The sequence below is a fragment of the Devosia limi DSM 17137 genome, from assembly GCF_900128975.1.
Taxonomy (GTDB): Bacteria; Pseudomonadota; Alphaproteobacteria; order Rhizobiales; family Devosiaceae; genus Devosia; species Devosia limi.
Map to the genome: position 1 here is coordinate 130,683 of NZ_FQVC01000007.1, position 24,841 is coordinate 155,523.

19 protein-coding genes and 1 pseudogene are annotated in these 24,841 nt (G+C 65.7%); 9 read left to right on the top strand and 11 right to left on the bottom strand.

Going from position 1 to position 24,841, the window contains the following annotated elements:
• Positions 1-3 precede the first annotated feature (3 nt).
• From BUA69_RS12530 to BUA69_RS12570, 9 genes are all read right to left on the bottom strand, one after another.
• On the bottom strand, positions 4-609 hold the full coding sequence (locus tag BUA69_RS12530; RefSeq protein ID WP_046134799.1) for a histidine phosphatase family protein: 606 nt from the start codon (positions 607-609) through the stop codon (positions 4-6).
• A complete protein-coding gene (locus BUA69_RS12535) occupies positions 606-1,706 on the bottom strand; it encodes an ABC transporter ATP-binding protein (protein WP_046134800.1) in 1,101 nt (366 codons plus the stop codon). Before BUA69_RS12535 ends, BUA69_RS12530 begins: the two co-directional genes overlap by 4 nt.
• On the bottom strand, positions 1,703-3,448 hold the full coding sequence (locus tag BUA69_RS12540; RefSeq protein ID WP_052950471.1) for an ABC transporter permease: 1,746 nt from the start codon (positions 3,446-3,448) through the stop codon (positions 1,703-1,705). Before BUA69_RS12540 ends, BUA69_RS12535 begins: the two co-directional genes overlap by 4 nt.
• 50 nt (positions 3,449-3,498) lie before the next feature.
• A complete protein-coding gene (locus BUA69_RS12545; protein ID WP_052950472.1) occupies positions 3,499-4,656 on the bottom strand; it encodes a type 2 periplasmic-binding domain-containing protein in 1,158 nt (385 codons plus the stop codon).
• Positions 4,657-4,673: 17 nt separating this feature from the next.
• The gene (locus tag BUA69_RS12550) at positions 4,674-5,510 is read right to left on the bottom strand and encodes a MurR/RpiR family transcriptional regulator (protein ID WP_046134801.1); all 837 of its coding nucleotides are present in this window, start codon (positions 5,508-5,510) and stop codon (positions 4,674-4,676) included.
• A gap of 295 nt (positions 5,511-5,805) precedes the next feature.
• Complete coding sequence (locus BUA69_RS12555) at positions 5,806-6,081, bottom strand: hypothetical protein (protein WP_046134802.1); 276 nt, start codon at positions 6,079-6,081, stop codon at positions 5,806-5,808.
• Positions 6,082-6,210: 129 nt separating this feature from the next.
• A complete protein-coding gene (locus BUA69_RS12560; RefSeq protein WP_160300119.1) occupies positions 6,211-7,635 on the bottom strand; it encodes an efflux transporter outer membrane subunit in 1,425 nt (474 codons plus the stop codon).
• Between the two features lie 104 nt (positions 7,636-7,739).
• On the bottom strand, positions 7,740-10,865 hold the full coding sequence (locus BUA69_RS12565; protein WP_046134803.1) for an efflux RND transporter permease subunit: 3,126 nt from the start codon (positions 10,863-10,865) through the stop codon (positions 7,740-7,742).
• Between the two features lie 3 nt (positions 10,866-10,868).
• Positions 10,869-12,095, bottom strand: coding sequence for an efflux RND transporter periplasmic adaptor subunit (locus BUA69_RS12570; RefSeq protein ID WP_052950473.1), 1,227 nt, complete (start codon positions 12,093-12,095; stop codon positions 10,869-10,871).
• A gap of 267 nt (positions 12,096-12,362) precedes the next feature.
• Here BUA69_RS12570 and BUA69_RS12575 point away from each other — a divergent pair, with 267 nt between their 5' ends.
• From BUA69_RS12575 to BUA69_RS12585, 3 genes are all read left to right on the top strand, one after another.
• Positions 12,363-13,037, top strand: a complete 675-nt coding sequence (locus tag BUA69_RS12575; RefSeq protein ID WP_046134804.1) for a response regulator transcription factor — start codon at positions 12,363-12,365, stop codon at positions 13,035-13,037.
• A complete protein-coding gene (locus tag BUA69_RS12580) occupies positions 13,034-14,422 on the top strand; it encodes a sensor histidine kinase (protein ID WP_052950474.1) in 1,389 nt (462 codons plus the stop codon). The genes BUA69_RS12575 and BUA69_RS12580 overlap by 4 nt, the downstream gene beginning before the upstream one ends.
• 110 nt (positions 14,423-14,532) lie before the next feature.
• Complete coding sequence (locus BUA69_RS12585) at positions 14,533-15,183, top strand: outer membrane protein (RefSeq protein ID WP_046134805.1); 651 nt, start codon at positions 14,533-14,535, stop codon at positions 15,181-15,183.
• 119 nt (positions 15,184-15,302) lie between these two features.
• Here the strand turns inward: BUA69_RS12585 and BUA69_RS12590 are convergent, their stop codons facing one another.
• The gene (locus tag BUA69_RS12590) at positions 15,303-16,925 is read right to left on the bottom strand and encodes an ABC-F family ATP-binding cassette domain-containing protein (RefSeq protein ID WP_046134806.1); all 1,623 of its coding nucleotides are present in this window, start codon (positions 16,923-16,925) and stop codon (positions 15,303-15,305) included.
• 164 nt (positions 16,926-17,089) lie between these two features.
• Positions 17,090-18,004: an AraC family transcriptional regulator gene (locus BUA69_RS12595; RefSeq protein WP_046134807.1), complete on the bottom strand. Its 915-nt coding sequence runs from the start codon at positions 18,002-18,004 to the stop codon at positions 17,090-17,092.
• Positions 18,005-18,184: 180 nt separating this feature from the next.
• Here BUA69_RS12595 and BUA69_RS12600 point away from each other — a divergent pair, with 180 nt between their 5' ends.
• The 6 genes and pseudogenes from BUA69_RS12600 to BUA69_RS12625 all read left to right on the top strand — a co-directional run bounded on the left by BUA69_RS12600 (position 18,185) and on the right by BUA69_RS12625 (position 24,567).
• Entirely contained in the window at positions 18,185-19,423 is a 1,239-nt protein-coding gene (locus tag BUA69_RS12600) for an amino acid ABC transporter substrate-binding protein (RefSeq protein WP_046134808.1), read from the top strand.
• Positions 19,424-19,660: 237 nt separating this feature from the next.
• A pseudogene (locus BUA69_RS12605) lies at positions 19,661-20,532 on the top strand (branched-chain amino acid ABC transporter permease).
• Positions 20,529-21,461 (top strand): branched-chain amino acid ABC transporter permease, encoded by a 933-nt coding sequence (locus tag BUA69_RS12610; protein ID WP_046136310.1) that lies wholly within the window; start codon positions 20,529-20,531, stop codon positions 21,459-21,461. Before BUA69_RS12605 ends, BUA69_RS12610 begins: the two are co-directional and overlap by 4 nt.
• A complete protein-coding gene (locus BUA69_RS12615) occupies positions 21,458-22,183 on the top strand; it encodes an ABC transporter ATP-binding protein (RefSeq protein WP_046136309.1) in 726 nt (241 codons plus the stop codon). Before BUA69_RS12610 ends, BUA69_RS12615 begins: the two co-directional genes overlap by 4 nt.
• Complete coding sequence (locus tag BUA69_RS12620; protein ID WP_046136308.1) at positions 22,176-22,889, top strand: ABC transporter ATP-binding protein; 714 nt, start codon at positions 22,176-22,178, stop codon at positions 22,887-22,889. Before BUA69_RS12615 ends, BUA69_RS12620 begins: the two co-directional genes overlap by 8 nt.
• Positions 22,890-23,115: 226 nt before the next feature.
• Positions 23,116-24,567: an aldehyde dehydrogenase gene (locus tag BUA69_RS12625; RefSeq protein WP_046136307.1), complete on the top strand. Its 1,452-nt coding sequence runs from the start codon at positions 23,116-23,118 to the stop codon at positions 24,565-24,567.
• Positions 24,568-24,841: the final 274 nt, after the last annotated feature.

Consider the following 24,841-nt stretch of genomic DNA (forward strand, 5'->3'; position numbering starts at 1 on the left):
CCGCTAATCGGCGACCGCGATATCGGGCACCACGGCGCCGATATTGTAGCCTTCGAGCTGCGCCGTTTCGGTGGTGGGGCCGGCGAAGTTGAGAATGGTGGCGGTGCCCGGGGTCACCGGGATAACGCGCGAGGGCGGCAGGCCGATGAATTCGTGGCAGGCGGCGCGGATCACCCCGCCATGGACGATGGCGAGCATGTCCCCCGCCCCGCGCCCCAGCCAGTCGCGCAGACCGTCGGTGATGCGGGCCCGGAATATCTGCCAGGTTTCGGCTCCGGCCGGGGTGAATTGGCCGGCCCGCCAGGCGTGATAGTCCTCGGCCCGTTCGGCGATCAGGTCGGCCTTGATACGCCCGGTCCACTCGCCCATGTCGAGCTCGCGCAGACGCGGATCGCTGGGGCATTCGCCATGGCCGATCAGCTGGGCGGTCTGGCGCGTGCGCCCCAGATCGGAGGAGACGCTGCGGGCCGGCTGCAAGGCGCGGGCGAAGCCGACAAAGCGCAGCGCCTGCTGGATGCCGCGCTCGGACAGGTTGGAATTGTCCTGACCTTGCAGGCGTTGCTCGGCATTCCAGGTGGTTTCGCCGTGGCGCAACAGGATCAGTCTCATCGGGCAACCCTTTCGCCGCCGGTGGTGAATACAGCGTCGGGATCGCGCAGGAAGCTCAGCTCGATCGGATCGCCGGGCATGGCATGGAAATAGCCATCGACCATGCCGGTGATGCGCACGTCGCCGACCATGGCGGTGACCATGGTCTGGCCGGCAATCGGGGCGGCTTCCGAGAAGGTGGCGGCCAGCGAGGGGCGCCCCTCGACACGGCCAATGCCGATGTCCTGGGCCCGGAACAGCAATTGGGCGCTGTCGAGATTGCCGGCAATGGCGGCATCGGCCAGGGGCAGATCGCCATAAATCAGCTCCGCTCCCCGCCGGACAACCGGCAGCAGGTTGGCCGGCGGAGTGCCCAGGAAGGTGGCCACGAACGTGGTCGCCGGCTCGCGCAGCAGATCAATCGGCGCGCCGAATTGCTCCACCCGGCCAATATTGAGCACAGCGACATGGGTCGCCATGGTCATGGCCTCGACCTGATCATGGGTGACATAGACCGAGGTGGCGCCGGTGGCCCGGTGAATGCGCATCAGTTCGCTCCGCATTTCGATGCGCAGCTTGGCATCGAGATTGGACAGCGGTTCATCGAACAGCAGGATCGAGGGCTTGGGCGCAATGGTGCGGGCAATGGCGACGCGCTGCTGCTGGCCGCCCGAAATCTCGGCGGGGTAACGGTCGCGCAAGGCCGAGATCCCGAGCAGCGCCAGCACCTCGTTGACCCGGGCGTCGCGATCCGCCTTGCTCCATTTGGCGACCTTGAGCGGCCAGGAAATATTGTTGGCCACGGTCATGTGCGGCCAGAGCGCATAGCTCTGGAATACCAGACCGGCATTGCGCTGACGCGGATCGGCGACGACCCCGCCGGTGCCGCTGGAGACGGTGTTGCCGAGAAAGCTGATCTCGCCGGCGCTGGGTTCATCGAGCCCGGCCAGCATGCGCAGCAGGGTGGACTTGCCGCAGCCCGAGGGGCCGACCAGCACGAGGAAGGCGCCCTTGGGGACGGCGATATCGACGTGATCGACGGCGGTGAAGGCACCGAATTGCTTGACCAGATCGGTGATCTTGATGGCATCGGCGATGCCGGCAGGTTGGGCGGTCATGACTGTTTCCATTTCTGGACCCGCGACTGCAGCGCCTGGGCGACCAGGGACGCGGCGAGGCAGATGACAAGGATGAGCAGGGTGATGGCGTTGGCGAACTGCATGAAGCCCTCCGACGCATAGCGATAGGCGACCATGGACAGCACCGGCGAGGTGGCGCTGAACAGCAGCACGACCAGCGAGAGGTCGCGCACCATCTTGACGAAGACCAGGATGGCGCCGGCCAGGAGGCCGCGAATGGCCAGCGGGAAGACGATGACCAGCATGCGCCGGACCGCGCTGGCGCCGGTCAGCTTGGCGCTTTCCTCGATATCGGCCGAGACCTGACCGAGCACCGAGCGGCCGGACTGCACCGCATAGGGCAGATTATGCGCGGCGGCAGCGATGACCAGCAGGGCAAAGGTGCCATAGAGCGAGGGGAACGGCCCGATGGGCGCGCCGAACAGCGCAATATAGGCGGCGGCGAAGGCGATGCTGGGGATCAGCAGCGGCATGAAGGCCAGCTGGCTCAGCACATTGGCCAGCAGCGTTCCCTTGCGGCGCACGATGGTGTGGGCCAGGGCCAGACCCAGCACCATGGTGATGCCGGCGACGGTCAGGCCAAGCTTGATGGTGTTCCATAGCGCATCGATGAGCACCGGATTGCGGAAGATGCCGGCCTGGCCCTGAGCCATCTGGCCGCCCCCCTCGCCGATCCAGAAATGCAGCGTCCAGTTGGAGAACAGGGCGCCGCTTTGCGGGGCGAGGCTGGATGCGGCCAGCACCAGAACCGGAACGATGGTGGTGCCGACGCCGAGCAGCACGGCCAGAGCGAAGAGCGGCCAGCGCCAGGCGCCCAGGGCAAAGCGCTTGGTGCGGCCGCCCTTGCCGGTGACGGTGATGAAGGCCTTGCGGCCCGAAACGACGCGATCGGCCAGGAACAGGAAGCTGGCCGAGACCCCGATCAGCAGCAGTGCCAGCACGAAGCCCCGTTCGCCGCTGCCGGTTTCGATCATGCCGAACAGGCGGGTCGACAGCGTCTGCATGCGCACCGGCAGGCCCAGAAGCGCCGGGGCGGCGAAATTGGAGACGGCGCCGGCAAAGGTCAGCGATGCCGCGGCGATCAGGGCCGGGGTCACCACTGGCAGGATGATGCCGAAGAAAATGCGCGGCCGCTTGGCGCCCGCCATCTGGGCGGACTCGATCAGGTCGGCGCCGACCGAGCTGAGTGCGGCGGCGATGATGGTATAGGCCAGCGAATAGTAATGGGCGACCAGCACGATCAGCGTGGGCACCAGTCCCCAGGCCAGCCAGTCGGGAATGGCAATGCCATTGACCTCGAAGAATCCGGCCGAACCGCCCAGCCGCGAATTGCGGAACAGGGTGCCCCAGGCCAATGCCGCTGCAAAGCTCGGGATCATGAAGGGGAGCGTCGACAGCACGCCGAGAAATCTTGGCGCCGGCACATCGGTCAGGATGACCAGCCAGGCGAGGAAGCCCCCCAGCAGCAGGCAGCCGCTGGCGACGCCAAAGCCCAGGATCAGGGTATTGGCAAGCGGCTTCCACCACAGGTTTTGCGAGAGCGGGCTGGCGAGCACGGCCTGCCAGGCGGCAAGGCCATCGGGGGTCAGCGTGGCCAGCACGATCTTGACCAGCGGCGCGATTACCAGCACGGCGACCAGCGCGATCAGGATGAGCGGCGTGACGGTTTCGGATCGGAACAGACGGCTGCCCGAAGCCAGGGTCGGCGATTTCGATGTCATGTTGTTTGCCTCGGCGGGGCCGGCACGCCAGGGCGTGCCGGCCGAACGCTCTATTGCAAGGTGATGATCAGATCGGCGATGCGCCCGCGGGCCGCCGCAATGGCGGCCGGGTTGATCGTCCAGGCATTCAGTTCCGCCAGCGGCACTGAATCGGGATCGTCGGTGATGGTGCTGCGCGTTGCATAGTCACCGGGGACGTTGAAGGGGGCGAAACCGGGCCCACCGGTGGGGCTGTCATCGCCAAACATGAAGTCGATGACGAGGCGGGCAGCCGCCGGATTCGGCGCCTTGTTGGCCAGGGTCAGGACCGCCGGGAACAGGATGCCATTGGCGGGTTCGACGTCATTGGCCACCTGCAGGGCCCAGCCTTCATCCTCATTGTCGCGGCGGTCCGAATAGGTGCCGAAAGCCACGGGCGGATTGGTGGCGGCCTTGTCGCCCACCGATTCATTGAGCACGTCGCTATTGGCGACCAGGATCAGATCGTTCTCGAACAGATCACGGATGAACTGCTCGCCGGCCCCCTGCAGGTCACTGTCGACGGCGATGGGGCTGCCGAACTGCTTTTCATAGGCGGCGGCCATCTCGTCGGGATGCAGCGAGATTTCGGTCAGCAGATCGAGCAGTTCGCCGCGCTGGCCGGGGTCCACCATCAGCACCTTGCCGCGCCAGTCGGGCGTGGTCAGCTGCCAGAGATTGGAGATCGGCGAGCCATCGGGATAGGCGGCCTCGTTGTACATCAGCACCTTGGTCGAGAGGCGATGGGCGGTCAGCGGCGACTTGAGTTCGTCGGCAATGTCAGCGGCGACGCGCGGCGGCAGGTAATTGTGGATGCGGCCCTGCGCCAGCAGCTCGCTGTATACGACCGGGGTATCGGCCAGATACAGCACGTCGACGGCAAACACGCCGGCATCCTGCTCGGCCTTGATGCGGGCGATCTGCTTGACCGAGCTCAGGTCGACGCCGATCAGGTCGATGCCGGGATAGGCGGCCTCGAACGCCGCCTCGACGCGCGCAATGCGGCTCGACAGCGAGAAGACTGTGACCTGCCCTTCCTTGAGCGCCAGCGGCAACAGTTCCTCGGCTGTCATCGCGTCGAGATAGGGCAGGGCCTCCTCCGGCGTCATCGTCGTCACGTCCTGTGCGATGGCCGTTGCCGGCAGGCACACGGCAGTCAGCAACAGGGCTGACCTCAATAGCTTCAACATGTTGGTTCCTCCTCCAGTTAGTCGAAGCGGTCGAACAGCTCCGACAGTTTTTCCAGTTTGCCGATGACTTGTTTTTCGTGCCGGCCAGCAATCGTCAGCAGGATGCCGTTGACGATGGCGAACGGAATTGTCGGCGTCTGGAATTCGCTGCCGGACCGCCCGCGCGGGGCAGCCAGCATCAGGTCGGCCTTGGGCTCCATCATCGGGCCGGCCAGATCGGACACCAGGATGGTCCTGGCCCCGACGGCGGCGCTGTGGCGCACCAGGGCTGCATAGCTTTCAGGTTGTTTGCGAAAGGCCAGGGCAATCACGGCATCGCCCGCCTCCAGGCTCACCAGCCGTTCGGCGATGTCGCGCCCGCGCCCCGTCAGCGCAATGGTGGTCATGCCGAAGCGATCGAGCCGGCGCTGCAGGAAAGTCGCCACCGACAGGGCATGACCCTGTCCGAAGATGAATACCCGCCTGGCCGCGAACAGCATGTCGGCAGCGCTGTCGATCTCGGCCTGAGTCACCGCCTGGGCCAGGCCATCGAGCGCCGCCTTTTCCATGGCGATGAGGTCGGCGAGATAGCCGCCATGCTCGACCTTGGACACCGAGCGGCGCATGCGCTCGGCGGCGTCCTGGCCGTCCAGCAGTTCGCGCTGCAATTGCGCGCGCAATTCGGGATAGCCCTTGAAGCCGAGCTTCTGCGCCAGCCGCGTGGCCGTCGCTTCATGCACGCTTGCCCGTTCGGCCAGCTGCGGGCCGGACAGGAAGGCGGTCTCCATCCGATTATCGAACAGCGTGCCGATGATCTTGCGATCCGTCTCGGTCAGCTTGGCGGAATGGGAATTGACCCGATCCAGAATGTTCATGACTCGCAACCTTCCTTGCAAGATCAAGGATTGCTGCAAATAATCTTGCTGTCAAGTGCAATGCGTTGCCGCTGGCGGGCCGGGGCGCGACAGGGCAATGGGGCGGATGGAACAGTCCGCCGCAAACGCACAAATGCAATGGATATCGGCGCGGTGATGTTGCCATCATCGGCCAGACAACCATTGCAATGTGGACGCGATGGGCGCTCCCCGGCGGGGGGAGCAGGTCAGTTCGGGAGGGAACGACCGGCGTCGGGAACGCGCGTTCCGACGCCCAGGCGCAAGTCAGACGCTATTAGTTCACGGCCTGCAGCGAGTGAGCGTCGAAGAACTGCATGGCCACCTTGCCATCGTCCTGAACGACGAAGGCGCGCACCAGGCTACCCCATTCTTCGACGCGCTCGGCATTGATGCCACGATCGGCCAGCGCCTTTTCGACAGTGAAGGTGTCCTGACCGAAGACGGTGCGCTCGCTGGACGTGCTCTCTTCGGCGGTGCTGGCAGCGAAGGCCACGCCCGGCAGAGCCATGGCAGCGACAGCGGCAAGAGCGATCACGAGGGACGATTTCATTTGATATCCTTTCAGGTTAGACGCCCTCAAATGCGCTCCGTAGCTTGCCTCAACCTTGCGTCCCGATGGCGAGATGCGCTTTTTTCTGGAATCGGAAGGAATTCATGCAGGGCGCGCTCCAGCCAGCGCCTATTTCGCCGCGATGGCAGCGACGCCGCCGCCGACAGCGACATTGAGCACGACATAATTGCGGGCATATTGCTGGGTTGCCGAGGCCATGCTGGCCCTGGCATCGAACAGGGCCCGTTCGGCATTGAGCACGTCGAGGATCTGGCCCTGCCCGGCCTGGTAGCTTTCGCGGGCGAGCCCCAGCGTCTGCTCGGCGATGGACACCACCTTCTGGGCGGTTTCGATGCTGCGGCTATCGCGGCGCACGGCCGCCAGGCCGTTCTCGGTTTCCTCAATGGCGCGGCGCACCGCCATCTGCCAGCTGTTATAGGCCTGATTGACCTTGGACAGCGCCACCTGATGATTGGCGCGCGCGCGGCCACCATCGAGGAAGGGCAGGTTCAGCGCCGGCCCGAATCCCCAGCTGCCAATGGCGCCGCCGGCCATCTGCACCAGCTGGATATTGCCGGTCAGCGACAGCGAGGGATAGAGCTGGGCCTGGGCAATGCCGGCCTCGGCGCTGGCGGCGGCGAGCTGGCGCTCGGCGGCCTGGATATCGGGGCGCTGGCGCACCAGATCGGCGGGAATGCCGGCATTGATCCTGAGGCGCGGCCAGGGCTGGGGCGCGCCCTTTTGCAGATCGGTTTCCAGCGCCCCCGAATTCTGCGCGGTCAGCGTCGCCAGGCGATTGAGCGAGCGGATGAAGCCCAGTTCGAGCCCGGGCACCTGCATCGAGGCCGCGTCGAGGGCGCTTTGCGCCTGCAGCACATCAAGCTGCGAGCCGGCGCCACTGGAAAACAGCGTTTCGGTCAGCGCCACGGTTTCGCGTCGGGTGGCCAGGCTGGCGCGGGCCAGTGCCAGCGATTCCTGATAATAGCGCAGGTCGATATAGGCGTTGGAGAGCTCCGACAGGAAGGTCAGCCGCGCGATATCGACCGAGAAATAGGCCGCGTCGAGATTGGCCTGGGCCAGCTGGCGCGACTGCCCATATTGCCCGAACAGATCCAGCGTCCAGGAGGCGCTGCTGCCGACCGATGCGGTGGTGATGGCCGGGCTCACGCCTTCGGTACCATGGCGTGCGCCGGCACTGAGCGAGACCGCGGGCACCATGGTGGCGCCGGCGGCGATCATCCCGGCATTGGCCTGGTTGATGCGCTCGAGCGACTGGGCAATATCCAGATTCTGGCTGAGACCGCGCGCAATCAAGGTGTTGAGGCGATCATCGCGGAAGGCCAGCCACCAGCGATTGGCTGAGTTGTCGACTGATTGGGCCTGCCCGGAAGCGGCGAAGGTCGCCGGCACGGCCATGTTCGGCTTCTGGTAGCCGGTAGTGGTGCAGCCTGCCAGCACCAGTACCGAACAGGTCACTGCCAGCAGGCGCCGGGTGTTGCGGTTTGCCCGGGCGACGGGCGCGGATGGAGAGAGGTCAGCCGGCATGGCGTGCATGGCGCGGTCCTTGTCTGTGATGCTGCTGGAATGGAGTTTTGAAACGGGGACCGGCAGGCGCGCATGCCGTGGGAGCTCGGTTTCGCGCCTGCCGTGATCGGCCATCAGACGGCGACTTTTACGTCACCATCGTCCTGGCCATGGGGGGCCGGCTTGCCCTGCATCCGCCGCTTCATGAAGCGGGAGAAACCGTCGATATAGGTGAGGATCACCGGCACGACGACGAGGGTCAGCAGGGTCGAACTGATCAAGCCGCCAATGACCGCATGGGCCATCGGAGCATTCTGGGAACTGCCTTCATGCAGGCTCAGCGCCAGCGGCAGCATGCCCATGATCATGGCCAGCGTGGTCATGATGATGGGGCGGAAGCGGGTATAGCCGGCTTCGAGCAGGGCGTCGTAGAGGTTGTGGCCTTCCTTGACGCGCTGGTTGGCATTGTCGACCAGCAGGATGGCGTTCTTGACCACGAGGCCCATCAGCATGATGAAGCCGATCATGCTCATCATATTGAGCGTGGTGCCGCCGACCATGAGGCCGAGCAGCACGCCGACCAGCGACAGCGGCAGCGACATCATGATGGCGATGGGCTGCAGGAAGCTGCCGAACTGGCTGGCCAGCACCAGATAGATGAACACCACCGCCAGCAGCAGGGCCGAGCCGGCCGACGCGGCCGTATCGCCGAGCTGCTCGGCATCGCCACCCATGGAGATGCGGTAGCCGGCCGGCAGTTCCATGCCGTCGATAGCCGCCTGAATGCCGGGCATGACATCGCCGATGGTGACGCCCGAAATATTGGCGTCAACGGTGACCTGACGCGTCAGGTCCTTGCGCATGATTTCGCCCGGACCGGTCGACATCACCACATCGGCCACGTCGCCGAGCCGCACCACCGCGGTTTCGGTGCGCGAGATGGGCAGGTTGGACAGAGCCTCGATCTGGTCGCGCGCGCCTTCGGGCAGGCGGACGATCAGCTTGTAGGTGTCTTCTTCCGGCGAGGTCCATTCGCTGGCCTCTTCCCCACTCAGCATCGGGCGCAGCACGGCGCTGATCTGCTGGGGCGAGACGCCCAGTTCGCTGGCCAGATCCTGGTTGACGCGAATGGCGACAACCGGCTGGGCATCCTGCAGCGAGGTTTCGATATCGGCGAGGCCCGGAATGTCCGCCAGCTGGGCCGAGAGGTCATCGGCCAATTGGCTCAATGTGGTGAAGCTATCGCCATAGAGGGTGACCTGCACCGGCTTGGTGACGCTGCCAAAGCTGGCGACACCGACCACGGTGGTGATGCCCGGCACCTGGGCCAGCACTTCGCGGGTGGGACCGGCCATTTCGTGCGGCATGCGATCGCGCTCGCTTGCCGGCACCATGCTCACGAGGATGCTGGCGGCGTTCTGGCCGCTGGCGCCCTGCCCGGCATTGACCGTGGCATAGGTGCGTTCAACCTCGGGCATTTCGCGCAGCAGCGCTTCGATCTGGCGTACCTTCTCGCCGGTATAGGCCAGCGAGGAGCCCTGGGGTGTTTCCACCTCGACCTGGAACTCGCCATTGTCGGTCGGCGGCACGAATTCGATGCCGACCATGGGGACGAGCAGGAAGCTGGAGAAAAACAACGCCGCCGCCATGCCCAGCGTGGCGAGGCGATGGCGCAGCGACCAGCGCAGCACGCTACGATAGCGCTGGCTGAGCCAGGTGAAGCCGTCATCGAACCTGGCGATGGCCCGACCGACCGCCCCCCGCTTGACGCCGGGTTCGGAGGCTGGATCGTGCCAGACGCTCGACATCATCGGATCGAGGGTGAAGGCGACGAACAGCGAGATCATCACCGCCACCGACACGGTGACGCCGAACTGCAGGAAGAAGCGCCCCAGCATGCCGTCCATGAAGGCCACCGGCAGGAACACCGCGACGATCGACAGGGTCGAGGCGAGCACGGCGAGGCCGATTTCATTGGTGCCATCGACCGCAGCCTGGAAGTGCCCCTTGCCCATATGCAGGTGGCGCATGATGTTTTCACGCACCACGATGGCGTCGTCGATCAGGATGCCAACCGAGAGCGACAGGGCCATCAGCGTCATCATGTTCAGCGTAAAGCCCAAGGCATAGAGCACGATCATCGTGCCGATGATCGAGATCGGCAAGGTGAGCGCGGTAATGACCGTCGAGCGCCACGAATTGAGGAAGATGAAGACGATCAGGACGGCCAGCAATGCGCCTTCGATGATCATGTTCTGCACGGTGTGGAAGGATTGCTCGACCGGCACGGCATTGTCGCGCACCACGTCGACATGGACGCCCTCGGGCAGCTCATCCCGCTCCAGGCGGTCCAGCGCTTCATGCACGGCAGCGGCAACGCCGACGGTGTTGGCGCCCTGAACCTTGACGATATCGATGGCCAGAGCGCGCTGACCATTGATGAAGGCCAGGCTCTCATCTTCGGCGGCCCCGGCGCTGATGGTGGCGACATCGCCCAGACGTACCGGCTGGCCGCCGGTCCGCGCCACGATGATGTCGGCAAAGTCATCGATCTGCTCGAGACGGCCCTCGATCTGGATCGAGCGGGCGACCTGCCCCTCGGTAATGGTGCCGGCCGGCAGATCGCGATTGTTCTGGCCGATGGCGCTCATCACTTCGCCCATCGAAACGCCGAAGGCATCGAGGCGGTCGGGGTCGACCAGCACGTCGATCTGGGTCGGCACGCCGCCGACCAGCGAGACGCTGCCGACGCCCTGGATATTGCGCAGGCGTTCGACCACCACGTCGTCGGCCAGCTTGGTCAGGTCGGTTGCCGACATGGTGTCGGAGCGGATGGCCAGCGAGATCACCGGCATGGCGGCCGGATCGAAACGCAGGATCTGCGGCTTGTCGGCGCTTTGCGGCAGCGTCGCCTCGAGTGGCGCCATCTTGTCGCGCACTTCCTGCATCGCCTCGACGGAGTTCACCTCCATGTCGAACAGCATGATGATCAGGGCCTGGCCCGAGCGCGCGGTCGATTGCAGCGTGTCGATGCCGCTGATCGTGTTCACGGCATTTTCGATCGGCTTGATGATGTCGTTTTCCACCGACTCGGCGGAGGCGCCGGGATAGCTGACGACCACGGCAACGACCGGCAGGTCGATATCGGGCATCTGCTCGATCGGCAGGCGCTGGTAGGAATAGACCCCGAACACCATCAGGGCCACCATGACCATGGTGGCGAAGACAGGGTTATTGACGGCAATGCGGGTGAGGAACATCGGCTAGTTCTCCACCACGACGACCTGCATGCCGGGCTGGAGATCATCCAGGCGTCCCGACACGAAGCTATCGCCGACGGCAAGGCCGGCGCTGAGTTCGGTCATGCGGGCGGCCGGCCAGTTGCGGCCGGGCTCGACCGGCTGGCGCACCAGGGCGCCATCGACGATCTTGAGGATGTAATCGCCCTCGGCATCCTCGCGAATGGCGGCGGGCGGCACGGCGAGGGCTGCGTCGGCCGCTGCCGTCACGATATGGCCGGTGGCGAACATGCCGCCGCGCAATTCACCCTCGGGATTGGCGACCGTGACCAGCACCGGCACCGTGCGGGTGCCCTGGGTCGCGACCGGGCTGATGCCGTCGACGCTGCCTTCGAACTGGCGGCCGGGCAGGCCCTCGACCGTCAGCATGACCGGCTGGCCGGGGCTGACACTGGGGCTGGCACTGACCGGCACATAGGCGGTCATTTCCATCACCGAGAGATCGACAAGCTGCATCAGCGCCGCGCCGGGCGCTGTCACCTGCCCCGGCTCGACCGAACGGGCGGCAACAACGCCGTCGAAGGGCGCGACAATGGTGGCATTGCGCAGGCCGATTTCGGCGGCTGCGACCTGGCCTTCCAGCGCCTTGAGATTGGACTGCAGCGCTTCAAGGCGCGACTGCTCGGCATCGAGATTGGCACTGGGCACCAGGCCCCGCTCCAGCAGCTTGGCGGTGCGCTCGACCGTGGTCTGGGCCAAAGCCAGCTGGGCGCGGGTGGCTTCGGCCGTGCTTTTTTGCTGCTGCAGCTGGATGGAAAGGGTTTCGATATCGACCTGCACCAGCACATCGCCTGCCTTGACGGTATCGCCAATGCGGAAATTGACCGCCGAGACCGTCCCGCCAACCTGCGAGGTCAACCCGATGGTGCGGCGCGGCGCCAGCGAGCCGGTGGCCTTGAGGGTTTCCTGCACCGCTTGCGGCGCCAGCGTCGTGACATCCAGACTCAGCAGGCGCTTGACCGGATCGGGCGTGACTGCGGCGACAACCGGCGTCGCGGCTTCAGTAGCGGTCAGCTGCGGGATCAGCACATAGGCCGCGCCGCCGGCGACGGCGGCCACCGCCAGGATCCAGACCCAGGGAACCCGACGCGGCGTGATACCTGCAGCCAGCAGCGCCTGGCGTTTGCGCTCCCGGCGGGTGAGCGCCCATTCGGGCTTGGAATTGTCGATGGGCTCTGCCTGTTGGACCACTGGGCTACTCCGGCTACAAAGAGAAATCACGGGGTGTTGCCTCCCCCCTGGCTGTCGCAGAACCGGATTTCCGGAGAGCGGCTGAACTGCAGGACACAGCAACGCGGTGGTTTTGCCCCGGCAAGATTGCGTGAACCTTGCGCTGCGATCGCCCGGGGCGCTTGCATGGAGCCAATGCCGCCAGTGCGCGGGCGCAATGGCCGGCCAGCCGTGCAAGGTTGCCGCAAGGGTTTGCGTGCACACTGGCAGGCAAGGAGACTTGTGCGGATGCGATTACTGCTGGTTGAAGACGAGCCCGACATGGCGGCGCTGCTGCGCACGGCCCTGGAAAAGCATGATTTCGTCACCGATTGCGCCCCCTCGATCGAGATCGCCATCGAGGCCATCGAGACGGTGGCGCATGACCTCGTGATCCTGGACCGGCAATTGGGCGATGGCGATGGCGCCTCGCTGATCGCCTATCTGCGCAAGCGCCGCCCCAATGTGCCCATCGTCATCCTGTCGGCCCGTGGCTCGGCCAATGACCGGGTCGAAGGCCTCAATCTGGGCGCCGACGATTACCTGCCCAAGCCATTCGAGATCAGCGAGCTGGTGGCGCGGTTGCGCGCGGTGCTGCGGCGCCCGTCCCAGGTCACGTCCAAGCCGCTCAGCATCGGCAATCTGTCCTTCGACCTGAATGCGGGCGAAGTCTTTGTCGATGACGAACGGCTGGACCTGCCACGACGCGAATATCTGGTGCTCGAAAGCCTGATGCGCCGGGCTGGTCGCACGGTACGCCGTGGCGTACTGGAAGAGGAAGTCTATGGCTCCGATGACGAGATCGCTTCCAATTCGCTGGAGGCCCATATATCGCGATTGCGCCGCAAGCTGACCGCGGCCGGCGCCAGTGTCACCATCCACCCCGTGCGCGGGGTCGGCTATTTGCTGAAGCAGGACGCGTGAGGACCCAAAAGCCCAAACTGCTGGAACGCCAGCTCACCAGGCGCATGATCCAGGTGCAGCTGGTGGCGCTGACGCTGTTCTTTTTTGTCGGGGTGGTGCCGTTCACCATCTATCCGGCGCTCGACTATATCGGCAATGCCAAGCCGCTCGATCCCAGTGCCACGCTGACCTTTGCCCGCAGCCTGCAGCCGGATGGCGCGGGGGGCATCAAGGTGGTCGAGACCAGGGAATTGCGCGAGCTGGTCGAAGCCTATCCCGACGTCTGGTTCTATGCACGCACCCCCGACGGGGCCAATGCCGGCATCGGCCGCGTGCCGACCCAATACCAGCTCATCGAAGCCACGATGTGGTATGTCGATTCCATGGAGATCCGGCTGGCCCATGACGTCGAGGGCTCCTCGGTGCTGCTGCGGCCGGAGACCTCACCTGCCGGACCGGTGATGGTGATGACCGGCGCCGGGCCCGTCGTCGGCCTCGCCGCCCTGGTGCGCGAACTCTCGGCAACCCTGGCGCTGGGCACGATTGCGGTGCTGATCCTGGCCAGCGTCATCGCCATTCCGCGCGTGGTGCGCCGCGAGTTGCGCGGCATCGAAACCGCCGCCAATCAGGCCAGGCTGATCGACATCAATACCCGCGGCACCCGCCTGCCCACCGACAATGTGCCCGAGGAAGTGCGCGCGCTGGTCAAGGCGGTCAATGACGCCCTGGCGCGGCTGGACGAATCCTATGCGCGGCGCGAGCGGTTCCTGGCCGACTCGGCCCATGAATTGCGCACGCCCATCGCGATCCTGCAGACCCGCATCGAAACCGCCGATCCCTTTCCCGAACAGGGGCGGCTGCTGATCGATGTGGCGCGGCTCTCCAGCCTGGCCGGACAATTGCTCGACCTGCAGCGCATGGATCAGGGGGAAACCAGTTTCGTGCCCGTCGATCTCGGCGACCTCGCCGAGCAGGTGGTGGGCGACCTCGCCCCCCTCGCCATCGCCGCCGGTTATGAACTCTCGCTCAATGCGCCGGACAAGCCGGTGCTGGTCAATGGCGATGCCGGCAGCCTGGGCCGGGTGCTGACCAATGTCATCCAGAACGCCATTGCCCATGGCGGCAAGGCCGGCGAGATCCGGGTCGATGTCAGCCGCGATGGCACCGTCATGGTCTGTGACGAAGGCCCCGGCATTCCCGAGGGCGAGCGCGACCGGGTGTTCGAGCCGTTCTACCGGGTCAAGCCATCGCCCCATGGCGCCGGGCTCGGGCTGAACCTGGTCGAGACCATGATCCGGCATCACCACGGCCATGTGTCGATCGCCGATGCGCCGGGCGGCGGCGCCTGCCTGATCATCACCCTGCCGGTGTTGCACACACAACACACAGAATCCACCACGCCGTAAGCTCCGCGCAAGCTTGGGGGAACAGGGTGGCCCGGCGTTCGGCATGTCCCTGTGGCGAGCGCAGCGGCGGCAAGGCCGCCAACCTGATCTGGTTTACTAGGAGCATATACGTGCACATTCGTCCCCTCACCCTCGCTCTCCTGGCCGGCGTCGCGGCCCTGGCTTCGGTTTCCGCGGCCCAGGCGGCTGACCTGTCCTTCCCGACGACGGCACCGGCTGTCACCTACCCCGACGCCGGCATTGCGCTGGTCAGCGACGCATGGACCGGCTTCTATGCTGGCGCCCATATCGGCGGCGTCACTTCCGACGAATTCAAGGATGGCAAGACCGCCTGGACCGGTGGCGTACAGGCCGGCTACCTGCAGCAGTTCGACATGTTCGTCGTCGGTGCGGAAGTCGAAGCCGCATTCACCGATGCGCTGCTCTATGAACTGGCCCCGGGCGCCGGCCTCACCCAGAACTGGTCCGTGGCTGCCAAGGCCCGTGCCGGTTTCGCCCTTGGCGACACCCTGATCTACGGCACCGCCGGCGCATCGCTGGCCGAGCTGGAGCCATGGGGCACCACCACTTCGGGCAAGGACAACCATGTCGGCGTCGTCTTCGGTGCCGGCGTCGAGCAGAACCTGGGCAACAATTTCAGCCTACGCGCTGAATACCTGCAGACCCGCTATTTCGACGTCGACAGCGCCGTCAGTGGCATTGGCCGCCAGGACGACCTGACCAATCACGCCGTCAAGGTTGGCGTGAACTACCGCTTCTAATGTCGCGGCGGCTTCCCCCGGCCGCCTGACATGCGTGCGCTGACCTCCAATCAGCACGACCCCGAAGCCGGCGTTCCCAAGGACGCCGGCTTCTCTGCATGCCCAGCCTGACCGCCAGCTTAGCTGCGCAGGCCGGGGGCTTCCTGGCCGGTGCTCTGCACATATTCGGTATAGCCGCCGCCATAGACATGCACGCCCTCGGGCGTCAGTTCCAGCACGCGGTTGGACAGCGCGGCGAGGAAATGGCGATCGTGGCTGACGAACAGCATGGTGCCCTCATATTGGGAGAGCGCGCTGATCAGCATTTCCTTGGTGGCGATATCGAGGTGGTTGGTCGGCTCGTCGAGCACCAGGAAGTTCGGGGGATCGAACAGCATGATGGCCATGACCAGCCGGGCCTTTTCGCCACCCGACAGCACGCGGCACTTCTTGTCCATCTCGTCGCCCGAGAAGCCGAAGCACCCGGCGAGCGCGCGCAGCGGCGCCTGGCCCGATTGCGGGAACGTATCCTGCAGCTGCTCGAACACGGTGCGGTCGCCGTCGAGAATATCCATGGCATGCTGGGCGAAATAGCCCATCTTGACCGAGGGGCCGCGCGTCACCGTGCCGGCATCGGGTTCGGCCGTGCCGGTGATCAGCTTGAGCAGCGTCGACTTGCCGGCGCCATTGACGCCCATGATGCACCAGCGCTCGCGGCGGCGAACCTGAAAATCGAGCCCTTCATAAATGCTGCGGCTGCCATAGGCCTTGCTGACACCCTTGAGCATGGCAACGTCTTCGCCCGAACGGGGCGCCGGGCGGAACTCGAATTCGACGGTCTGGCGGCGCTTGGGCGGCTCGACCCGGTCGATCTTGTCGAGCTTCTTGACCCGGCTCTGTACCTGCGCGGCATGGCTGGCGCGCGCCTTGAAGCGGGCGATGAAGTCCAGCTCCTTGGCCAGCATCGCCTGCTGGCGCTCAAACTGGGCCTGCTGGTTCTTTTCGGAGATGGCGCGCTGCTGCTGGTAGAATTCGTAATTGCCCGAATAGGTGGTCAGCGTGCCGGCATCGATCTCGATGATCTTGGTGCAGATGCGGTTCATGAATTCGCGGTCATGCGAGGTCATGAACAGGGCGCCGGAATAGTTCTGCAGAAAGGCTTCGAGCCAGATCAGGCTTTCGATGTCCAGGTGGTTGCTCGGCTCGTCGAGCAGCAGTGCGTCCGGCCGCATCAAGAGAATGCGGGCCAGGGCCACGCGCATCTTCCAGCCGCCCGACAGCGCGCCGACATCGCCATCCATCATTTCCTGCGAGAAACCCAGGCCATCGAGCACTTCGCGGGCGCGGCCATCGAGCGAATAGCCGTCGAGCTCCTCGAACTGGTGCTGGATTTCGCCATAGCGCTCGATGATGGCGTCCATCTCGTCGGCCTTGTCGGGATCGCCCATATCGGCTTCGAGCGCGCGCATTTCGGTGATGATGGCGCTGACCGGGCCGGCCCCGTCCATCACTTCGGACACCGCGCTGCGGCCGCCCATTTCGCCGACATCCTGGCTGAAATAGCCAATGGTGGCGCCGCGATCGACCGAGACCTGGCCCTCGTCGGGCTGCTCTTCACCGGTGATCATGCGGAACAGGGTGGTCTTGCCGGCGCCATTGGGGCCGACAAGGCCGATTTTCTCGCCCTTTTGCAGCGCTGCCGACGCGTCGATGAAGACGATCTGCTTGCCGTTCTGCTTACCAATGCTTTCGAGACGGATCATGCTTTTGCGGTACCCGGAGATTTTGCGGACAGCTGCGTCCAGACGGGTGGCAGCACGGAGTGCTCCGTAAATCATCCAGCAGCCCCCCGCGCAAGGGTTTGTGGTGTCACATCGGCTATGCGCTGCGGTCTTGGCCAGCACCGGGCCCCCCGCTTGGCCGTTGATCACGGCCAGGCGGCATAGGATCCATCGCGCCCGGCGCGCAGGCGCATGGCCTGCTGGCGATAGCGGCCGGGCGAAATGCCCTTCTGGCGCGAGAAGAACCGGTTGAAGTAGCCGGCATCGCGAAATCCCAGCGCATCGGCGATTTCGCTGACCTGCAGCGACGAGCGTTCGAGCAGGCTCTCGGCATCATCGAGCAGACGGCGATGCACCAGTTCGAGCGGGCTCTGGCCGGTGGCGCGGCGGATGGCCGAGGTCAGCCGGTCGCTCGATATCCCCATGGCCCCGGCATAGTCGGCAATCCGCCATTGGCTGCGCGCATGCAGCTCCACCAATTGCATGAAGCCCTGCACCAGCACCCGCGGCGAGGCCTGTGGCTGCGCCACCGCGCCACCGCCCAGCCGCCAGAACGCGATCAGCACCAGGCACAGCCGGCTCATGATCGCCTCGCGCATCCCCGGCAGGTCGTCGATGGCCTCGCGGCGCATGTCTTCGAGATCGCGGAGAACCGCCCGGGCCGCAGCGGGCTCCAGCCGCACTGCCAGCAGCGGCCGGTCGATGGCCTGCCGCAGGGGCCCGGCGATGGAACTGGCCGGCACTACCCGGCCGAGCGCGGCATCGGACACCGTCATCATGGCGCCGCGCGCGCCCGCATCCAGCCGCACGCTGCCCGTGGTGCCGCTGGGCAGCCAGATCACGCAGGGGGCCTCGATGGCCGTCTCGCCAGCGGCCAGATGCAGTGCGCCCGTCCCCGAGGCGAGCACGAAGCCATGCCCGCCGCGCCTTGCCTTGATCGGCCCGAAATCCCATTCAATGGCCGAAAGCGCGCTGGCAATGTCGGCGACTTCGACGTCCTGCGCCTGGCCCGGCTCCGGCAGAGGCAGCTGCCGCGCCCGCAGCTCTGTTGTCCCCAACATGCGATCTCCTCCAAAATCGCCGTAAAAGTACAATTATCTCTTTGAATTGTCCATTTTCACCCACTCACCCTATCGCTACCGTTCGGGCAGGGTTGGATCCGGATGCAAAAATGACCGCCAAGGTCAGCAACGGAGCCACGCCGGGAGCGCCCGCCAGGCGGGCATTTGGAGGAGGAAGACATGACCAATATCGGCCGTAGAACCGTTTTGCAGGGGCTAGGCGCCAGCGCCGCCCTGGCCACCGCACTGGCCAGCCTGCCCGTGTTCGCGCAGGACCGCACCGCCATCCGCATCGGCTATGCCATTTCCAAGACCGGCGCCAATGCCGCCGGCGCCGGGATTTCCACCACGCCGAACTATCTGCTGTGGGTCGATGACGTGAACAAGGCCGGCGGCATCAAGCTCAGCAAGCTGGGCGTCACCCTGCCGCTCGACGTCACCGAATATGACGACCGCTCCGCCGCCGAGGAAACCGTGCGCGCCATCGAGCGTCTCGCCACCCAGGACAATGTCGACTTCATCCTGCCCACCTGGGGCACCGGCGCCAACCTGGCTTCCGGGCCGACCTTTGACCGCTTCGGCTATCCCCAGCTCGCCGGCACGGCCGTGACCGACATGGCGCCGGACCTTGCCAGGCGCTGGAAGCACAGCTTCTGGATGCTGGGCGGCGGGCATGACTATGCCAATGCGCTGGTGCAATTGCTGGTCAAGCAGCGCGATGCCGGCACCATCAACAACAAGGTCGCCATCGCCTCGGTCGCCGACGGCTTCGGCATCGACCTCTCCAAGGCGGCAACGCCGGCCTTCACCGAGGCCGGGTTCGAGCTGGTCTATGACAAGACCTATCCGCTGGGCACTTCCGACTTCGCCCCGATCATCAACGAGGTGGCCAATCTGGGCGTCGACACCTTCGTCGCTTTCTCCTATCCGCCCGATACCTTCGCCCTCACCCAGCAGGCCGTGGTCGCCAATTTCAGCCCCAAGGTGTTCTATCTGGGCGTCGGCACTGCCTTCCCGATCTATCCCAAGGTCGCCGGCCCCAATCATGACGGCGTCATGGGCGTTGGCGGCATCGATCCCGACAGCGAAGCGCTCGCCGCCTATTTCGAGCGCCACACCGCGCTCAATGGCCAGGCCCCCGATAGCTGGGCCAGCGCCATCACCTATGCGAGCCTGGAAATGCTGCAGCAGGCCATCGAGCGCGTCGGCGACCTCGACCGCGAGGCGGTATCGGCGGAGCTCTCGACCGGCGAATTCGACACCATTATCGGCAAGGTCAAGCTGGTCGATAACCAACTGCGCGCGCTGTGGACGGTGGGCCAATGGCAGGACGGCAAATTTGTCGGCCTCGCCCATACCGAACGCGACGCCGCCCGCGACCCGGTCGTGCCCAAGCCCGCCTGGGTTCCGGCCAGCTAGGTCGGTCCTTCCGCTGCTTCTCCCTCCCCCTTGAGGGGAGGGGTCGGGGGTGGGGGTTCTGCGCTCGCCCCAGCTCGATAATTGTGGCGGCACCCCCACCCAACCTCCCCCTCGAGGGGGAGGAGCAGGGCCGGTGCATAGGCAACATCCTGCCCCAATCGCGATGCACCCCTCCCCCTACCAGGGGGAGGTCGGGAGGGGGTATCCCTTCATGACAATCAACCACCCGGAGCCCTCATGCTCTTAAGCGCCATACTCACCGGCCTCGTCCTCGGGGGCACTTACGCCCTCGTGGCGATGGGCCTGACGCTGCAATATGGCGTCGCCCGCATCATGAACCTGGCTTATGGCGATGTGATCATTGCCGCCGCCTTTGGCGCCTTCGTGCTGTTCAACAGCCTTGGCATCAATCCGCTGATGGGCATGCTGCTGGTGATCCCCGCCGGGTTTGCGCTCAATTACACCATCTATGCGGTGATGCTGCAGCCCTGGCTGCCCGCTCGCGCGACCGGGGGCGGCTCGAAGGTGACTCGATCCTGGCCACCTTCGGCCTGCTGTTTGTCATCCAGGGCGTGGCTTTGGTGATCTTCGGCAGCGGCTTTGTCAGCTACAATTTCCTCGCCATTCCGGTCGACGTCTTCGGCACCACCATTGCCGCCAATCGCCTGCTGGCGCTGGTGCTGGCGATCGTCCTCGGCGGCGGGCTGTTCCTGCTGCTGACCCGCACGCGGCTCGGCACCGTCATTCGCGCCGTCGCCTCCTCGCCCGGCTCGGCGCCACTGGTCGGCATCAATGTCGACAGCGTCGCCCGCCTCGCCTTTGCGCTGGGCGGCGGGCTCGCCGCTGCGGGTGGCGTCGTCATCTCGATGTATCTGACCTTTTCGGCCACTGCCGGGGTGATCTTCACCATGAAGGCGCTGATCGTCGTCATCATGGGCGGCGTCGGCAATCTCATGGGCGCGCTCGCGGCCGGGCTGATCCTGGGGCTGGTGGAAACCCTCGTCGCCAGCTTCATCGATCCCGGCCTGACGCTGGCCGCCACCTATCTTATCTTCCTCGCGGTGCTGGTCGTTCGCCCGCTGGGCCTGTTCGGAAAGGCCGCAAGATGACCGGCAAGACGCTTCTCATCTGGGGCACGGCGCTGGTCGTGTTCGCCGGCCTCGCCACCGTGCCGCTGTTCGCCGGGCCCTACCCGCTCGGGCTGATGATCGGCATTTTGGGCTATGCCATTCTCGCCACCGCCTGGGCGTTTTTCTCCGGCCCCACCCGCTATGTATCGCTGGCCACCGTCGCCTTCTTCGGCATCGGCGCCTATACGGTGGGCGTGCTCAGCGATGTCATGGCCTATCCGCTGGTGCTGCTCACCGCTGCCGTCATCGGCCTCGTCGTGGCTGTGATTGTCGGTCTCGCCACGCTGCGGCTGGCCGGGGTGTATTTCGTGGTGTTCACCTTCGGCTTGACCGAACTGGTGCGCCAGCTGGTCACCTGTTACGAGGTCAATGTCACCCGCACCCTCGGCCGCTATGTGTTCCTGCCCTTTGGGCCCGAGCATATCTATTGGCAGCTGCTGGTGCTGGGCGCCGCCACGCTGGTGATTGCCTGGTGGGTGCGCCGCGCCAGGATCGGGCTGGCCTTGCGCGTCATCGGCGATGATCCGGTGGTGGCCAGCCATCTCGGCATCGGCATCACCAAAACCAAGCTGACCCTGTTCGCCGTCAGCGCTGTCATCATGACGCTGGCCGGCGCCATCCAGGCCCCGCGCTGGACCTATATCGAGCCGTCCATCGTGTTCAATCCGACCGTCTCCTTCCTCGTCGTCATCATGGCGCTGCTGGGTGGGCCGACGCGGCTGTTCGGGCCGCTGCTCGGCGCGATCCCCTTGTTCCTCTTGTTCGAATGGCTCTCGGCCAATTTCCCCAACCATTATTCGATCATTCTGGGGCTGCTGTTCATCGCCATCGTCTTCGTCCTGCCCAATGGGGTGCTGGCGGCCGGTGAAAAGCTCTTCGGCCGGCTGCGCCAGGAGGCAACGCCATGAGCCTTCTGTCCCTCAAGTCAGTCACCAAGCGCTTCGGCGGCCTCACCGCCGTCAATGGCCTGAGCTTTGATCTCGTCGCCGGGGAAACCGTGGGCCTATTGGGTCCCAATGGCTCGGGCAAAACCACCGCGCTCAACATGATCTCGGGCTATCTGCCGGTCAGCGATGGCAGTGTTGCGCTGGGTGGCGATACGATCAGCGGCCTCTCGCCAGATCGCATTGCCCATAAGGGCGTCGCCCGCACCTTCCAATTGGTGCGCGCCCTGCCCTCGCTGAGCGTCGGCGAAAACGTGCTGGCCGCCCTCGCCTTCCGTCGCAATCCGCTCTGGGGCCGCGACGCCGAAGTGCGCATCGAGACGCTGTTGGCCCAGGTCGGCCTCGCCGGCCGCGCTCGCCAGCCAGCCGATAGCCTGACCTATATCGATCTCAAGCGCATGGAACTGGCCCGGGCGCTGGCCACCGAACCCAGCCTGTTGCTGCTCGACGAATGGCTGGCCGGGCTCAATCCGACCGAATTGCGGGCCGGGATCGATCTGATCACGAGCCTGCGCGAAAGCGGCATGACCATCCTTTTGGTCGAGCATGTGATGGACGCCGTCCGGGCGCTCTGCAGCCGGTGTATCGTGATGAATACGGGGACCAAGATCGCCGATGGCCCCACTGCCGACGTGCTCAGCGACCCCGAAGTCGTCCGCGCCTATCTCGGAGTTGAAGATGCTTAGCGCCGGCCCGATCTCGCTGCATTACGGCAAGCACCTGGCGCTGGATGGCGTCTCCATCGGCGTCGATGCCAACGAAACCGTCGTGGTTCTCGGCGCCAATGGTGCCGGCAAATCGTCGCTGCTCAAGGCCCTGGCCGGCCTCGCGCGCCCCGCTCCGTCAGCGCAACTGCACCTCGACGGCAAGGACCTGCTCGGCCTGCCCGCACACAAATTCCTCGAACTGGGCATTGCCCTCGTCCCCGAAGGCCGCGGCATCTTTGGCGACCTGACCGTCGCCGAAAACCTCGAACTCGGCGCTTATACCAGACATGCCCGCCCGCATGAACAGCGCCAGCGCGCTTTGGTTCTCGACCTCTTTCCCCGCCTTGCCGAACGGCAGGCGCAGATTGCCCGCACCATGTCGGGCGGCGAGCAGCAGATGCTGGCCATCGGCCGCGCCCTGATGAGCTGCCCGCGCCTTTTGATGCTCGATGAACCCAGCCTTGGCCTCGCGCCCATCGTCACCGGCGAACTGTTCCAGGCGCTGGGCCGCATCCGCCAGACCGGCATTGCGCTGTTGGTGGTCGAACAAAACGTCAAGGCCAGCCTCGCCATCGCCGACCGCGGCTACCTGATGGATGCCGGCCGCATCGTCGGCACCGGCACTGCCGAGGCGCTCCGCCAAGACCCCGCCGTGCAGCGGGCGTTCCTGGGGGCGGTCGCATGATTGCACATTGCTTCCACACGCACCGGCCTGCCCCCTCCCCCTTGAGGGGAGGGCCGGGGTGGGGGTGCTGCGGTACCAGACAATCACCAATGCTGCCCGCGGGCTTGACCCGCGGGCCATTCTCAACACGGCACATGCGGGGAGAGGTCCCCGGATCAAGTCCGGGGACAGCCCGGTGTGCGACGCGGCCTTACCAGCCCTATTCCTTGACCAACGGAGACTTGCAATGACCGATCTGGGCCTGCTCATCAACAACAAGGACTGTGCGGCCGCTGGCGGCGCGACCTTTGATCGGCGCAACCCGATCTCGGGCGAATTGGCGACCCGCGCTGCCGCCGCTGACGTCAACGACGCCTTGCGCGCCGCCGATGCCGCCGCCGCCGCCTTTCCCGGCTGGTCCAAGACCGCGCCGGGCGCCCGCCGCAAGATCCTGCTCGCCGCCGCCGACCGGCTGCAGGCGCGCACCGATGACTTCATCGCCGCCATGGGTGCCGAAACCGGCGCCACCGCTGGCTGGGCCGGCTTCAACGTCATGCTCGCCGCCGAAATGCTGCGCGAGGCGGCATCGCTGACCACCCAGATTACTGGCGAGGTCATTCCCTCCAATCGCCCGGGCTCGATGGCCATGGGCATTCGCCAGGCCGCCGGCGTGGTGCTGTCGATCGCGCCCTGGAACGCCCCGGTCATTCTGGGCGTGCGGTCCCTCGCCACCCCGCTGGCCTGCGGCAATACCGTGGTGTTCAAATCCAGCGAGATCTGCCCGCGCACCCACCGCCTGATCGGCGATGCCCTGCTTGAGGCCGGCCTGCCGCCGGGCGTGCTCAATGTCGTTTCCAACGCCCCCGAAGATGCGCCCGAACTGGTCGAGGCGCTGATCGCCCACCCCGCCATCCGCCGCGTCAATTTCACCGGCTCGACCCGCGTTGGCCGTCTGATCGCCGAACTGGCCGCCCGCAACCTCAAGCCGGCTTTGCTCGAACTCGGCGGCAAGGCACCAATGGTGGTGCTCGACGACGCCAATATCGAGGACGCCGTCGCCGCCGCTGCCTTTGGCGCCTTCATGAACCAGGGCCAGATCTGCATGTCCACCGAGCGGCTGGTGGTCGATGACAAGATCGCCGACACCTTCGTCGCCGCACTCGCCGCCAAGGCTTCCGCGCTCAAGGCGGGCGATCCGCGCGCCAGCAATACCCCGCTCGGCTGCCTCGTCGATCTCTCCGCCGCCCAGCGCATCGATGCGCTGATCAAGGACGCCGTCAGCAAGGGCGCCCGCGTCGTCGCCGGTGGCGGCATCGAGGGCACCATCATGCAGGCGACCGTCGTCGATGGCGTCACCCCCGGCATGAAGCTCTATCGCGACGAGTCCTTTGGGCCCGTGGTCGCGGTGATCCGCGTCGGCAGCGTCGACGAGGCCGTCCGTGTCGCCAATGACACCGAATATGGCCTGTCCTCAGCCGTGTTCGGCCGCGACATCAACCGCGCCATGGCCGTTGCCAGCCGCATTGAATCGGGCATCTGCCACATCAATGGCCCCACCGTCCACGACGAAGCCCAGATGCCCTTCGGCGGCGTCAAAGCCTCCGGCTATGGCCGTTTCGGCGGCAAGGCCGGCGTCGCCGAATTCACCGAACTGCGCTGGATCACCGTCCAGGACGGCCCGATCCACTACCCGATCTAAACAAAAGCACGGCAGCGATGCCGGGCTTTTTTTGGTGGGTCCGCGACGTTGCCCTCACAAACACCGCGTGATCCTCCATCACGGAGTCATTCCCGCGCAGGCGGGAATGACCCGGTGGGTAGAACACGAGCGTCGGTGCGGGTGTCGCAAGGCCCGCTGCAAACACTCAATCCCACACACCCACTGCGCTGTCCCCGGGCTTGACCCGGGGATCATTCGTCACGCACACCGTGCTGAGAATGGCCCACGGATCAAGTCCGTGGGCAGCGCTGCG